General features: G+C 62.0%; 13 protein-coding genes. 8 read left to right on the top strand and 5 right to left on the bottom strand.

Translation table 11 applies throughout. The features are described from left to right. The first annotated feature begins 366 nt into the window (after positions 1-366). The 4 genes from ACVIJ6_RS38935 to ACVIJ6_RS38920 are packed head-to-tail and all read left to right on the top strand — an operon-like array spanning position 367 to position 4,179. Entirely contained in the window at positions 367-2,163 is a 1,797-nt protein-coding gene (locus tag ACVIJ6_RS38935) for a 2Fe-2S iron-sulfur cluster-binding protein (RefSeq protein ID WP_456777205.1), read from the top strand. A gap of 1 nt (position 2,164) precedes the next feature. Further along, on the top strand, positions 2,165-2,872 hold the full coding sequence (locus tag ACVIJ6_RS38930) for an iron reductase (protein ID WP_028133075.1): 708 nt from the start codon (positions 2,165-2,167) through the stop codon (positions 2,870-2,872). Continuing rightward, positions 2,869-3,639, top strand: a complete 771-nt coding sequence (locus ACVIJ6_RS38925; protein WP_080672104.1) for a cytochrome c3 family protein — start codon at positions 2,869-2,871, stop codon at positions 3,637-3,639. The genes ACVIJ6_RS38930 and ACVIJ6_RS38925 overlap by 4 nt, the downstream gene beginning before the upstream one ends. 45 nt (positions 3,640-3,684) lie before the next feature. Next, on the top strand, positions 3,685-4,179 hold the full coding sequence (locus ACVIJ6_RS38920) for a MarR family winged helix-turn-helix transcriptional regulator (protein WP_028133073.1): 495 nt from the start codon (positions 3,685-3,687) through the stop codon (positions 4,177-4,179). A gap of 98 nt (positions 4,180-4,277) precedes the next feature. Here the strand turns inward: ACVIJ6_RS38920 and ACVIJ6_RS38915 are convergent, their stop codons facing one another. Then, complete coding sequence (locus tag ACVIJ6_RS38915; RefSeq protein WP_028133072.1) at positions 4,278-4,871, bottom strand: DUF2939 domain-containing protein; 594 nt, start codon at positions 4,869-4,871, stop codon at positions 4,278-4,280. A 329-nt stretch (positions 4,872-5,200) separates the two neighbouring features. Here ACVIJ6_RS38915 and ACVIJ6_RS38910 point away from each other — a divergent pair, with 329 nt between their 5' ends. The 3 genes from ACVIJ6_RS38910 to ACVIJ6_RS38900 all read left to right on the top strand — a co-directional run bounded on the left by ACVIJ6_RS38910 (position 5,201) and on the right by ACVIJ6_RS38900 (position 7,418). Further along, on the top strand, positions 5,201-5,725 hold the full coding sequence (locus tag ACVIJ6_RS38910; RefSeq protein WP_028133071.1) for an OsmC family protein: 525 nt from the start codon (positions 5,201-5,203) through the stop codon (positions 5,723-5,725). 480 nt (positions 5,726-6,205) lie between these two features. Next, a complete protein-coding gene (locus tag ACVIJ6_RS38905) occupies positions 6,206-6,868 on the top strand; it encodes an MFS transporter (RefSeq protein ID WP_196235980.1) in 663 nt (220 codons plus the stop codon). A gap of 25 nt (positions 6,869-6,893) precedes the next feature. Next, complete coding sequence (locus ACVIJ6_RS38900) at positions 6,894-7,418, top strand: hypothetical protein (protein WP_155253175.1); 525 nt, start codon at positions 6,894-6,896, stop codon at positions 7,416-7,418. Between the two features lie 137 nt (positions 7,419-7,555). Here ACVIJ6_RS38900 and ACVIJ6_RS38895 read toward each other — a convergent pair whose 3' ends face one another. After that, positions 7,556-8,950 carry a TolC family outer membrane protein gene (locus tag ACVIJ6_RS38895; RefSeq protein ID WP_080672085.1) on the bottom strand — a complete coding sequence of 465 codons (1,395 nt, stop codon included), beginning with the start codon at positions 8,948-8,950 and terminating at the stop codon, positions 7,556-7,558. A 281-nt stretch (positions 8,951-9,231) separates the two neighbouring features. Between ACVIJ6_RS38895 and ACVIJ6_RS38890 the strand changes: the two genes are divergently transcribed. After that, complete coding sequence (locus ACVIJ6_RS38890; RefSeq protein WP_080672103.1) at positions 9,232-9,693, top strand: hydrogenase expression/formation C-terminal domain-containing protein; 462 nt, start codon at positions 9,232-9,234, stop codon at positions 9,691-9,693. Here the strand turns inward: ACVIJ6_RS38890 and hypE are convergent. The 3 genes from hypE to ACVIJ6_RS38875 are packed head-to-tail and all read right to left on the bottom strand — an operon-like array spanning position 9,612 to position 13,431. Then, complete coding sequence (gene hypE / locus ACVIJ6_RS38885; RefSeq protein WP_049819854.1) at positions 9,612-10,652, bottom strand: hydrogenase expression/formation protein HypE; 1,041 nt, start codon at positions 10,650-10,652, stop codon at positions 9,612-9,614. The genes ACVIJ6_RS38890 and hypE overlap by 82 nt on opposite strands. After that, complete coding sequence (hypF, locus tag ACVIJ6_RS38880; RefSeq protein ID WP_250173149.1) at positions 10,649-12,919, bottom strand: carbamoyltransferase HypF; 2,271 nt, start codon at positions 12,917-12,919, stop codon at positions 10,649-10,651. The genes hypE and hypF overlap by 4 nt, the downstream gene beginning before the upstream one ends. Then, entirely contained in the window at positions 12,919-13,431 is a 513-nt protein-coding gene (locus ACVIJ6_RS38875; protein ID WP_049819852.1) for a HyaD/HybD family hydrogenase maturation endopeptidase, read from the bottom strand. Before ACVIJ6_RS38875 ends, hypF begins: the two co-directional genes overlap by 1 nt.

Below are 13,431 nucleotides of genomic sequence, written 5' to 3'. Positions count from 1 at the left end.
TCGCTGAGTCCCGGGACTATGATGTCGCGCTGTGTGCCCTCTCTGGCGATGGGACGTGTCTGGAGACTCCGGGAAAAGCAACCGGGTTGTGTTCTCTGCCAGATGATGCTCTCTCATAATAGAAGTTCGGGAGTCTCTTTCGTGCCGTTCGCATCTCAACGTCGCCGTTCATGGTTGGCCCGGATTGCAGCAGCCACGTTCGTGAGCCTTTCTGTCTTCCACGCCGATGCGCAGACGGAAGGGGGGCACGAATCCCATCATCCGAATGCATCTGCGCCAGCGAATCCAGCGGCGCCGGGCAGCATGGGATTTCCGCCTGTCCCGTCGAGGCCGCCAATGGGCCCGCCGAGCGCAGGGATGGGAGAAATGGGAGGCGCATCCCCGGGCGGCGCAGGCCACGGCGGCGGCATGGGCGGGATGGGCGAAATGATGGGGGGCCGTCCGCGCAAGGCGTTTTATCCGTCGCTGATGGAGATGCCGAGCCTCTCAGCCGAGCAGCGCCAGCGCATCGAGTCGCAAACGCGCGCGGCGCTCAATACCGCCACAGAAGAGATCGCCAGCGCTGAAGCGGCGCTTCGCCAGGCGAATGCGAGGGCTGATTCCAAGGGCGCGGAGGAGGCTACATCGCGGCTTCGGGATGCGCTTAACCAGGCGAAGAGCGCGGCTACCACGCTTCGGGCGCTTTCAGAAGGAAAGCCCCCACAGCAGATCGCGCTGGACTGGTTCAGGACACAACTGAATCTTCCTGCCCTGACGGCTTCGAACGATGCGGGGCTTGGATTGTCGTGGTTTCATGTCGTCACAATGGCGGTGCTGGCGACATTCACCGTGGCCATGATCCTCGTGTATGTTCTGCGTCTGCGCCGTGCCAACCTGTTGGTGCAAAGATTGACGAGCGCTCCCGCTCTCGCCACTGCATCTGGCAGAGTAGCTACTCCGGGGCCGCCAAGTGCGCCGCCGCCCACCACACCACCTCCTGCCGCATCTCCGGGTACGCCTCCATCGACCCGGGCGGGTGAAGCTGCCCCGCCAAGCTCGGCAGTTGCGGCGGCAAGTCCTGCCGCCGCATCCTCGCCCTGGAAAGGCAAACTACAGGTCGCCGGCATCTTTCGCGAAACGAACGACGTCAAAACCTTTCGACTCAAGAGCCCCGACGGCGGTCCCATTCCCTTTACCTTCCTGCCGGGGCAGTTTCTCACCTATACCGCTGAAATTGATGGCAAGCTCGTGCGGCGCTCCTACACCATCGCCTCGTCGGCCGCACAGACCGCCTATGTGGAGACGACCATCAAGCGGGAGGAGCCAGGCATCTTCTCCGATTACATGCATGACAAGGTCAAACAAGGCGATCTGATCGAAGTCACTGCGCCCTTTGGCGCGTTCACCTTCAGAGGCAAGGAGGCCGACAGCGTCGTCCTGATCGGTGGCGGGGTGGGAATCACCCCTTTGATGGCTGCCATACGCTATCTGTTTGATACCGCCTGGCGGGGCGACATTTTTCTCGTCTACGGCGTCCAGACCACCGAGCACTTCATCTTTCGCGACGAGCTTGAATATCTGCAACGCCGCATGCCGAACCTGCACGTGATCGCCACCATGGCGCGCGCAGAGGGCACCTCCTGGATGGGACCGCAGGGTCACGTGACCAAGGAGCTCCTGAGCCAATCGGTTCCAGATATCCAAAAGCGGCGCGTCCACCTCTGCGGCCCGCCCGGCATGATGGAGGCCATGAAGAAGATCCTTGCGACAGTCGGGGTGCCGTCTGACCAGGTGAAGACCGAGGCGTTCGGACCAGCGCGCGGCGCCGTGCCGCCACCGGGGGTGACACAGGTGCTCTCAGCCGAGCCGGCTGCTCCCGCGGCGGCGGGTGCGCCGCCTGCCGCACCTGCTCTAGGGCCGGCGACGGCAACCATTCGGTTTGCCAAGGCCAACAAAATCGCAGCCCTGCCGCCCGACAAGACCGTGCTTGAGGTCGCCGAGTCCAATGGAGTGTCGATCGACTACGCCTGCCGCGTCGGGGTTTGCGGTACCTGCAAGACGAAACTCCTCGAAGGTCAGGTGACGATGGAGGTCGAGGACGCCCTGACACCCGAGGACAAGACCCAGAACATCATCCTCGCCTGCCAAGCCAAATCCGTCGGCAATCTGGTTGTCGAGGCCTGAGATGAATCAGACCGAACGGCAGATCACCGAGGCCGTGCTCTCTGTCATCCTCTTCCTGGTGCCAGCATTCCTGTTTCACACCGCGCCGCGCTTTGCCGGAAGCCTGACAGGCTTTGTGCTCGGGGTGGCCGCTGCCACCTTGATGGTCTTGCTTCTGATCTATCCGCTCGTCAAATATACGGCTTGGCTCAAGCGATGGGTGACTCGCGTCGTGTCGCTGCGCGCGCTGCTGGCGTTTCACGTCTATGCCGGTGTCTTCGGCGCGTTTCTGGCCATTCTTCACACCGGCCACAAATACCAGAGCCAACTCGGAATCGCGCTTCTCGTCACGATGTTGATCGTGGTGGCGACGGGGTTCATCGGCCGATATTACCTGCCGCAGACGTCTCTTGAGCTGAAGGAGGCGGAGTCGCACCTGGGGACACTTCGCGCGACCTACAATCAGGCAGCGGAAGCCCTTGCCGAGCGCCAGGCCCTCGAGGACGCCGCTGCCGCTAATATCAGCGCGCCAGCCCTGCAGAACGTTTCGATGCTGCAGGTCGTTGAAGGCATCGCCGATCTCGAATATGCCATCGGCTCGCGCGAGATCCTGAAGAAGGTGTCGATGCGCTGGATCGTGGCGCATGTCGTGGCCGCAATCCTCATGTACACTTTGCTCGCCCTGCACATCGCAGGAGAAATTTACTACGGGCTGCGGTGGCTGTCGTGAAGCCGCTCAATGCCTTTTACCTTCTGCTGGTCGTCGCCGGGCTGCTTGCCAGCGGAACCGCCATCGCGATGCTCTATCGCACCGGATCGGCCTCTATTCCGGGATGGCAAGAAACCTTCCAGCCTGGTCCCCTCTCCAAGGAGCATGCGTTCTTGAGCGGCAAGTGCGAAGCGTGTCATACACCTGCGCGCGGTGTTGAAGCTCAGACCTGCATCAAATGCCACGCCAACGCCGCCGCGGATCTGGCCAAGCAGCCGACTGCCTTCCACGCCACGGTCGAGGATTGCCGCGGCTGCCATAGCGAACATCAAGCGGCAGGCCGGCCGACCCGAATGGATCACGCGGCGCTCGCGCGAATTGGCTCACACCTCGCCATCGGAGCGGCAGGCCATCCGGGAGTAACCCGGCAGATGGTCAAGGATATGGCGGATTTTCTCGGAATTTCCGTCTCACCTGGGGTGGAGAGGAGTGCGCTGGATTGTGCGAGCTGCCACAGTAATCAGGACCCACATCAGGAGCTCCTGGGACGCAATTGCGCAAGCTGCCATGACACCGAGACATGGCGGATCACTTGGTTTCTGCATCCCTCTCCCGCGTCAAAGATCTGTGCGCAATGCCATCAGGCCCCGCCGAGCCATTTTACCGAACATTTTTCGGCTGGTTCGATGGGTGGGCACGGAAGCACGCAGATCAATCAATGCCACCAATGTCATAAAACGAACTCGTTCAAGGATCGCAAAGAAGCAGCCGGCGGCGGCATGCACTGACGCCGTGCTGCCGCCGGAATGCGTTACGCTGTGACGGAAAGAACGATGTCCGCGACCAAGAGCACAGACTGGAAGCGCGAGAGTGAGACGGCCAATCGCCTGACCTGGGCAATCACGGCGATCAATGCCCATCTGGAGGAGCTTCGGCAGATTTTGGCCCGAGCGCTCGGCATCAGCGGGCCGCAATGGATGATCCTAATGGCCATTTCCGATCTGGACACCGGCGACGGCGTTCAGGTCAATGCCGTTGCGAGGATGTTGCATGTTAATGGATCCTTTGTCACAACCCAATCCAAGCTGCTTGAAAAGGCCGGGCTGGTGGGGCGCAAGCCTTGCCCGTTGGACCGGCGGGTCGTTCGGCTTTCATTGTCACGCAAGGCGCTCAAGCAGCTAAGCCGCGATAGCGAGCAGCAGCAAGCCGCCGCCGATATCGTTTTCGCGGGCTTTGAAGGTGAGGAGCTCAATCAATTCATCACCCGCTTGGCAGCGGTAAGTCGGCGGCTCGAGAAGGCCCGGTTAAGAGTGGCGCTCGAGTTATGAGCCCCTCGTCTCCGCCGTCATCAATTGTGAACGCCTTCATCCGCAAGCTTCGCGGGGCTGCTGCAAGTGCAAGCGCGCTCATGAGTGGCTGCGATTGATCATTCTGTCGTCGGTCCGGATGCGCCGGACCCGGGAACGGCGATACCGCGCGCGCGCGGCCAGACCAGGTGATCGACCTGCCACCTCAAACCCTTCAATCTCATCTCGAATTCGATATTCGGATATTGCGGCTCGTTCATCCTCAGTGTGACTAGGAAGCGCGTCGGGGTCCGGAAGAACGCGTAGCTCGTTGCCTCCCATAACGTGCTCGATCGGCCCGATCTTCGTGCGTCCGAATACCAGGCGATGAGTCCGGACGGCGAGATAACGCGCTCGGCTACGGGGTCGAACACATATGGACTTAACGCCAGCGCAAAAGCCGCGCCAATCGCTTCCGGCCCGCTTGCGCCATAGGCCTGCGTTGCGAGCGACGTCGTAACGTCCGTCTTCAGCTGCGTCCGAATGCTCGGCCAGTCGATCAGTTCTGCAACCACGCGGGTATCGCTGGCTTCCAAGGCCCGATCAAGCCGATACAGGGTCACATAGGGATAGGATAAATAACTGGCGAGCAAAGTGCCGAGAAGCACATATGCCACCGTGCGGCGGCGAATGTGGCGGTGCGCCGCTATCACCTCGGTCTCCAGGTATGCCATGTCGATCTCCCGTCGCGGCTTCGCCACCGGTCCCTAGCAGGGTCCGTGAGATTGCCGTGCAAGCCGTGACGTGTGTTGATCTGCCTCAAGCCTGGAAGAATGCGATCGCCATCCTGATTGATCGCGCGGGAGTGGTGGAGAATTCGAGTTCTTGGTCTTCGTTGCCCGGACAGCGGAATTTGTCTTTCCTCCATCGCATCAATAGGACGAAATAGCCGTGAGCTCTTGGTTCAGATGACGCCCGTCGTTTTCTGTGCGGACCGATTGATAGGCCGTTTGATCTGTACAACCATCGCTTTTCGCGACCGTCACAACCCGTCGAGGAATAAATGGCATTCAAGTTCAAGGAGGTGTTCTCGAGCGCGCAGGCTGCGCTGAGCGCTGACCCTGCCCAAGCGTTAGCGACCTTCCGAGCGCAATCCCGTCTCGGAGATGGCGTTGACAGCGCCGTCGCGATTCGCCAGTTCAGCGTCCAGGTCGACGAGCCAGCGGGCCTCGGCGGGCAGGACACAGGACCGAACCCAGTGGAGTACATTTTGGCTGCCCTAGGCTCTTGTCAGGAAATCACCTACCGCCTCTATGCCGACGCGCTTGGCATTCCCCTCAATGGCGTTTCGGTTCGGCTTTCCGGCAGGATTGACTTGCGCGGCTTGTTCGACGTCGAAGCGGACGTTCGGCCGGGTTATCAAGTCATTGAAGCCGAGGTAATTTTGGACAGTCCGGCTCCCGAAGGCGAGTTGGCGCGCCTCAAAGAAATCGTTGACCGTCATTGCCCCGTGCTGGACATCTTACAGAATCCGACCCCGATTCAGCTTTCACTTCGTGTGGACCCATTGCGGAGCGCGGGTGAGTGAGCCGCCTGCCGTTCGTGTCATCCCCCGGAAAGCCGCGTTCGAACGATCTAAATGGCTGATCAGGTCGGAAGGATAATGGTCCCGTGAGCCGGCTCTTTTGGCGGAGGCGGATCAAGAGTTTTCTAGCCCTGAGCATCTTCGTTGAGGGTACGTCCACTGCACAGCAGCACTTGAGCTTCCGGTTGGCTTACCCCTGTGGTCACCGCCAAGTTCGCGAGAATTCCGCGCCCCCTCCGAATTTGTCAGCTGAAGCGGCGAGCATCGCACGGAGACGACGGGGCGCGTTTGCGCGTCGTACCAGAAAGCGCGTCATCTTTGAGCGAATTGCGTCAACAGACCAATGCCCGCTAGATGATCATGGATGCTCAAGGGATGATCACTTCTATAGTCGGTGAGGCGTCACTGCATCCAACCAGCACGCGCAGGCTTGTTTATCGATTGTGCAGCTGTTTAAGGTCTCCAGTTGAACGAGACCGCAAGATGTCAGATAGTGTTTCCAACCGCGGCTTGCCGCTCACAACCAGGGGGGCATTGGTACTCGCCGCCTTTGCGACCGCCCTGGCGTTCAGCATCATTCTGCCAAACCTGCCGTCGCGGATTGCGGCCGTGTCCGGCTTCGATGATCCCGCGACGATATCGCGGCATACAGGTCTCATGACGGCGGCCTACACGGCTGCCATTTTCGTTTCCGCTCCCTTCCTTGGGAGGATCTCGGACGGCTGGGGCCGTCGACCGGTGCTCATCCTGGGTCTTGCAGGATTTTCCACCAGCCTGATGCTGTTCGAACTTGCAGGCGACTTGTTGCTTCTTTACACGGCGCGAGCGCTGGCCGGGGTTTCGGCAGCGGCAATCACACCCGTGGCGCTCGCGACCGTTGGTGACTGGTCGCCCGACGATGGGTGGCGTGCGCGGCGGTTCGCCTGGATTGGAGCGGCAACCATGATCGGCTTTATGGTTGGTCCGCTGCTCGGCGGCACCTTGTCCATCCTGAGTTCGAAGCAAGCTCAACTTGAGGCCGGAGCCCCGCTGTTTTGGCCAATCGTGCTTGCGCTGGTTAGCGCTTGCGTGATCGCGCGCACAGTTCCCGTCTCGAAGAGACCCTCCAGTTCACATGCCAATGCATACCCTCCGCGGAGCCGATGACCAACGAACCTCCAAGAGCTTGCTTGTGCTGGCCGCGATCGTTGCGGGCGCTGTTGCTGCTCTTGACGTTCACCTGGCCTTGCGCGGCAATCTTGGCTCAAGCGCCTCCGGGTTGACCATCGGATTGATGCTCGCCGAGTGCAGCGCTGTGATGCTGCTCGCCCAAATACTCGTGTTCTCGCCGGTTGTGCCGCCGAAGGCGACGCGCTGGTTGATCGCGCCCGCGCTGGGCATGCTTGGGATCGCTCTTGCTCTCGCCTCGGCCGCGACAACTGCGCCAGCACTTGCGCTTGGCGTCGGCGCGATTGCGATGGCGGCGGGTGTGGCTGCCCCGATTATCACCTACTGGACCTCCCTGATTGCGGGCGAGCATCAGGGCGAGGATTTGGGCCGATGGATTGCGGTCACCAGCCTTGGTCAGGCCCTGGGGTCGGGCGCCGCCGGCCTGTTGCTGGCATATGGGTTGTCCAACGTCATGTTCGCTATCGCGAGCGCGCTGGCGCTCGCCGGGATGATCATCGCCGCGTGGTTGGCAAAGCGGTTGGCATAGCCCAACAACGGGATCAGCTGGTTTTCCGCAGAAATCGGGAGCTCCGCCGAGCCGGAATCGCCCGAGCGCGCCGAGTTGGCTCCCGGAACAAATAACTTCTCCCATGAGTCCGTAGCGATGTGCAGTCGGAAGCGGCATCAGCGGCCATCGGGTGTGCGCACCCCGAACCAGGAATCCCTGACCTGATGATAGTGCACCGACGGATCATAGGATTCTGTCGGCAATCCGAGAACGCCAGGAGCGAGCCGGCCAACGGCCGCGAGCAGCGCGTAGGAGGACGTCACCCGCTCCCGCTGAGTCATGACCAGGGCGATCCGCGCATTCAGCAGCTCCTGCTGAACCGTGAGCAGCTCGAGCGTGCTGCGCTGGCCGGCGCCGAACTCGCGCCGGACGGATTCGAGTGCGAACTCGGCCGCCTTCACCTGAGCTTGCGCCGAATCGACCTGCGCCCTCGTTGCAGCAACCGCGCTCCACGCCTGCACGACGGTGGCCCGTGCGAGCTTGCGCACCGCTTCAAGCGACAGTCGTTTCTGACCGGTCATTTCCTTCGATTGGCGGATCTTGGCGTACTCGCTGCCCCCCTGATAGAGAGGAATGACCACCCGGCTGATGATCGACGCATCGGTGCCCGTCGCCGGAAACATCAGATTCTGGTCGGGCATGATGTCCCAGCGGCGTTTCACGCTACCTTCCAGCGTCACCATCGGGTACAGCGCCCCTTCGGCAATTTTGGTCTGCAGAAGCGCGATATCGACGCCGTACATGGCGGCAAGAAGGGCCGGGTGCTGGGTGCGCGCAAGTGCGATGGCGGCCTCGAGCGTCGCAGGAGCAAAGCGATCCACCGGTTGGCCGGGCGTCAATTTGCCGGGTTCGCTGCCGATTACGCGAGCGAATGTGGCGCGCGACGAGTTGTACGTCGCCTGAGCCGCGAGCACCGCTGTCCGCGCCGCGGCAAGGCGAGCTTCCACTTGCGCCACATCGGCAGTGGTCAGGTCACCGCTCGCTTGCCGGTTACGGACTAGGTTCAGTTGCTCTCCCAGTAGGTCGAGATTACGCTTCTGCAGTTCAAGGATCGCGGCATCGCGCAGTACATCCATATAGGCGGTCGCTGCATCCACCAGCACGGTCTGCTCCATGACGCGGAGCGCCTCCCGGCCGGCAAGCACCTGGTTCTCGGCCGCACGCACCCGGTTTGCCGTCTGGAATCCGTTGAAGATGGACTGGCTTGCCGTCACCCCGACGCCGCGAGGGGTGGTGGTCGAGCTTTGCTGCGCGCCATCGGCTCCCTTCTCGTTGAGGTAACGAGGACCGGCCTCCGCGGTCGCTTCGATGCGCGGGCGATAACCGGAGAGCGCCTGGGGCACCTCTTCGTCCGTCGCCCGCAGATTGGCGCGTTCCGCATTGAGCGTCTCGTTGTTGCGGTAGGCTTGAGCCAGTGCCCCGTCGAGCGTCTGCGCCGCACCGCTGCGCCAAGACCAAACCGCGACGACCGCCATGGCCAGCAACCGAATTGACGTACGCGCAATGCTCATTGAAGTCCCCGGATCGCGATACCGAGCCAGGTCTGCTCCCCGCCCTCCGGCGTCGTCATGCGAGATTACCCAGCCCCCAAATGCGACAATAGCGTCTGGACGGGAGATGTGCAAAGCTCGCGCCCTTAGCGTTGGGCGCGCCGTGGGAAGTTTTCGGCGTTGTCGGGTCGCGCGCATTGCCTTCGGTGAATGGCTACGGGCACGTCATGCGTCACCGCTGGCGGCCCAAGCCGGACGCTGCCGATCCATGCGGGTGGGGCAAGTCCCTGAGGACGTTGATAATGACTGGCAACGGCAATTTCGTTTCTGATCCAATCATCGCGGCGCTGCTCTCGGAAGTGAGCGCAAAGTTGGCGGAGATCGTCGAATCGGGGACGAGCTTTCGCATCGATCTGCGCCGGCTTCCGTTGCCTGTAGGCGGTACCGCCGCGCTACGCGACTTTCTTGGCAACGGGCAGGTCGAGGCAAGTTTTAGGGGCGTGGGATCATGCATCTTTTCGGAAACGGCCGTGGCCGGCGTATGGTGGGGGCAGCAATACAACACCGGCGGTGATCTTGTCGGCGAATTTATCGAAATTGCCTATGTCCCTGAACTACTGAAGTGCGAGACCGACGAGATCGAACAGGCCATGAAAGACCTTCGGCTCAAGATCCGCGAAGCTCAGCAGATTCGTGGTAGCGGGTCGGAATCGAGCTCCTCGACCAACCGTTCGCCGCCGAGCTCCGTTTCCAACACGACGTAAGGCCCATCTTCGCCCACGACGCCGATTTCCGCTGCGTCTTCTCCACCCGGCAGGCCGCGCCAAGCCTGCACCAGCCGTTCGGCTGACGGGGAATCGGCGACAGCCACGATCCTGCCCTCACAGGCTAGATAGAGCGGATTATAGCCGAGCATATCGCAGACGGCCTGCACTTCATCGCGCAGCGGAATCTTACGCTCGAACAGGCGCACGGTTTTTGCTGTTGATCGAACGATCTCGTGGGCGACGCTTGCCAGTCCGCCCCGGGTCGGGTCGCGCATGAATCGGATGCCCTGCTGCATTAGGGCGCTTCTAGCAAGCGGCAGAACGCTGGCGCAGTCCGACTGTAGCGTTCCCGTGAGACCAAATTGCTTGCGGGCAAGCAGGACGGCCGTTCCATGATCGCCGATCGAGCCACTGGCGATGATGCGATCGCCAGGGAGGATCTGATCGAGGCCAAGGGCGATGTCAGGGCTGCGAAATCCAAGCCCGGTTGTCGCCAGATAAAGCCCGCCACCCTCGCCATTGCGGAGGACTTTGGTGTCGCCCGTCACCACCTTGACCGATGAGGCCCGCGCCGCGGCGGCCATGGATGCGACAAGGCGCTCGAGGCGCTCCCGTTCGAAGCCCTCCTCGATGAAGCAGTTCAGCGCGATGTAGAGCGGCTCTGCTCCCGACACTGCGAGGTCATTGACGGTGCCGTTGATCGCCAGACTTCCGATGTCGCCACCTGGAAACTCCAGCGGATCCACCGTAAAGCCGTCCGAGGTCAGGGCCGGAAAACTGCCGGCTGGCAGCATCGGTAAGATCGCTGCATCGGCACTTGTATCGAACAGGTCGTTGTGGAGATGTCGGCGGAAGACCTGTTCAATCAGCTCACGCATCCTTCTGCCGCCATTGCCGTGCGCCAGCGAAATGCGGCTCAGGTCGCGCGAGGAGTGCTTGGCGTCACCAGGTTTCATGGGGCTTTCCGCGCAGAAAATTCAACGACCTGACCATAACTCAGTCCACCGTCATTCATCGGTATGCGTTCATGCAAGAGAACCTGGAAGCCGTGGCTGATCAGAGCGGCCGCCGCATGCTCGGTGAGCAGCTTGTTCTGGAACACGCCGCCCGTCAGTCCGATGATACTGGTGCGATTGGCCGCGCCATGATGCAGGGCCTCGCGAACCAGGGTTGCTGACAATGAACCGTGGAAGCGTCCGAGCCGCTCGCCAACGGACAAGGACGAATCCACGAGCATTGGAACCAGGGGAGTCCAGTCGATCCGCCGGATCTCGCCCTGGGGGCGGACCGGCAGAGCGGGCTCGGTGATGACTTCACCTGACATGCTCTCAGCCAGCGCCGGCGCCTGGCCATCGTAACTGCAGTGCTCGATGAGGCCCACCATTGCTGCGGCGGCATCGAACAATCGACCGACCGAGCTGGACATCATGCCGGCCCCGGCAGCCCAGGCACGGCGGTAGGCGGCTGCATGGGTGTGGACGCAGTCCCACCTATGATCGGCTTCCAACGACAGCGTGTACGCGCTGCGCCACGGCTCGACTGCAACGCGGTCGCCGCCGATGAGCCGAAACGGACGCAGGCTGCCGACCCTCTGCCATTGTCCGGGCGACCCGTACAAGGTCTCGCCGCCCCACAAGGTGCCATCGGTCCCAAGCCCCAGACCGTCCCAGGTGAACGCCAGCATCTTCTCCTTGCAACCATGCTCCCCGGCCAGCGCAGATGCGTGCGCTACATGGTGCTGGATCCCGATTGCGGGCACTTCTTGCCGCAGAGCCCATCGCGTCGTCGTGAAATCCGGATGAGCATCGTGGAGGATACATGTTGCATCCGTCGCATAGAGTCTTTGAAGATCGCTAGCTACCTGCTTCAGCGTTGTTTGTGAGCGCAAGGATCCCATGTCCCCAATGTGTGGCGACACGACGACCCGGTCGCCTAGCCCGAGCGCCACCGTCGCCTTGAGTTGACCTCCGCAGGCGAGCACGGCGTCAGCCGCCGCATAGGCGTTGTGCAGGATGATGGGTGCCGAACCGCGGCCGAGCCTGATCGATCTGGTCCGCCCGCCCATCACCCGCCAGACCGGATCGTCGGCAGGGCGCTGGATGGGACGATCGTGGTGCAGGAAGGCGTCGCAGCAGCGGGCGAGCCGCTCCTCGGCCTCGTCCGGATCGGTGATCACAGGTTCGCCGCTGATGTTGCCGCTCGTCGCGACCAGCACACCATCAAATTCGCTCAGGATCAGGTGGTGCAACGGGCTATAGGGCAACATCAACCCGACCTGGCCAAGTCCGGGCGCAACGGCAGCCGCGACCGGCGCGCCCGCGCGCCGCCGCACCAGGACGATGGGCCGAACGGGATCGCAGAGGGCCGCTTCTTCGATTTCATCGAGATCAGCGATCGTTCTGGCAAATCGATGCCGGTCGTTGCCACCCGGCACCATCACGGCAAGCGGCTTGTCAGGCCGTCCCTTCCTGTTGCGAAGCCTGAGCACCGCGGTCTCATTCGTCGCATCGCACATCAGGTGGTACCCGCCGATACCGCGAACAGCCACCGTCAGGCCATAGCGCAAGGCCTCGACAGCGGCGGCAAGCGCTTGCTCGCCGCCGGAGATCTCCTCGTCATTCGCTTTCCTGAAGATCAATTTCGGGCCGCACTCGGGACATGCCAAAGGCTGCGCGTGAAACCGGCGGTCCTGCTGGTCCTCAAACTCGTGCCGGCAGTTTCGGCACAGTTCGAAGCCCGCCATCGAGGTGTTGCGGCGGTCGTAGGGCAGGGCTGTGATAATGGTGTATCGCGGGCCGCATTGGGTGCAATTGGTGAAAGGATAGCGGTACCTGCGCTCCAATGGATCATCTATCTCGACGAGACAGTCGTCGCAGAGGAACAAATCGGGCGGTAGCTCCGCATCGCGAGTCGAACCAGATTTGCTTTCGAGGATCGAAAATTCGCAAAAGTCGGCTCGTGGTCGCGGGCTAACCGACTTGATCATCGGCCGCGCCAACGGTGGCCTTTGGGCGATCAGGCCGGCCGCAAAGCGGTCGAGCGCGTCAGGCTCGCCGCTGGCCAGCACGGACACATGGCTCGCCTCGTTCTTCACCCAGCCCACGATCTGGTGAGCGTCCGCGAGACGCTTCACGAACGGTCGAAATCCAACACCCTGGACACGACCCACGATTTCGAACAGCCTTGTCTCACCGCGCGATTCGATGGTCTCATTCCTGTTCATCAGAGCGCCGCGAGCCGATCGGCGCGGACCCATTTGCGAGCCAGGCGCAGCACCAATCCGGCGGCCAACGGCACCGCCGTTGCGACTCGGTCGCTCAGGCCTTCGCCCCAATCGATGCATTGAGGATGAATACCGATCAGCGCGCGACGATGCGGCAGAAGGTCCTCCATCCGAGCCATGTCGAACAGTTCCTTCAGCCCGATCTCGTGCGCGGTATGCTTCGAGGTGCCGAGGAACGCGTCGAGCTCGTCACCAACCAGGCCGCGAACCGCTCCAGCCTCATCTCCGATCATCGCAGCATCGATGACGATGAGACTTCCGGCGGTTTCGATGACCGGCAGCAGATTGAAACTCAGGGTACCGCCGTCGACGATCGCCAGCTTTGCGCTTGGTTCCGGACAGTCACGCAGGTACCGGATCACGTGAACGCCTACCCCTTCATCACCGAGGAGCACGTTGCCGATGCCCACGACAGTGACTGCTAGACCAGCGGCATGCGGTGCGGAGGACAT

Source organism: Bradyrhizobium sp. USDA 4369 (assembly GCF_054056435.1).
Note: the sequence above shows the minus strand (reverse complement) of the source record. Positions and strands in the feature narration are given on the sequence as shown.

Coding starts and splice junctions, on each gene's coding strand:
- ACVIJ6_RS38935 (WP_456777205.1), top strand. CDS start 367: ATGGGAGGCGCATCCCCGGGCGGCGCAGGCCACGGCGGCGGCATGGGC.
- ACVIJ6_RS38930 (WP_028133075.1), top strand. CDS start 2,165: ATGAATCAGACCGAACGGCAGATCACCGAGGCCGTGCTCTCTGTCATC.
- ACVIJ6_RS38920 (WP_028133073.1), top strand. CDS start 3,685: ATGTCCGCGACCAAGAGCACAGACTGGAAGCGCGAGAGTGAGACGGCC.
- ACVIJ6_RS38915 (WP_028133072.1), bottom strand. CDS start 4,871: ATGGCATACCTGGAGACCGAGGTGATAGCGGCGCACCGCCACATTCGC.
- ACVIJ6_RS38910 (WP_028133071.1), top strand. CDS start 5,201: ATGGCATTCAAGTTCAAGGAGGTGTTCTCGAGCGCGCAGGCTGCGCTG.
- ACVIJ6_RS38905 (WP_196235980.1), top strand. CDS start 6,206: ATGTCAGATAGTGTTTCCAACCGCGGCTTGCCGCTCACAACCAGGGGG.
- ACVIJ6_RS38895 (WP_080672085.1), bottom strand. CDS start 8,950: ATGAGCATTGCGCGTACGTCAATTCGGTTGCTGGCCATGGCGGTCGTC.
- ACVIJ6_RS38890 (WP_080672103.1), top strand. CDS start 9,232: ATGACTGGCAACGGCAATTTCGTTTCTGATCCAATCATCGCGGCGCTG.
- hypE (WP_049819854.1), bottom strand. CDS start 10,652: ATGAAACCTGGTGACGCCAAGCACTCCTCGCGCGACCTGAGCCGCATT.
- hypF (WP_250173149.1), bottom strand. CDS start 12,919: ATGAACAGGAATGAGACCATCGAATCGCGCGGTGAGACAAGGCTGTTC.
- ACVIJ6_RS38875 (WP_049819852.1), bottom strand. CDS start 13,431: ATGTCCTCCGCACCGCATGCCGCTGGTCTAGCAGTCACTGTCGTGGGC.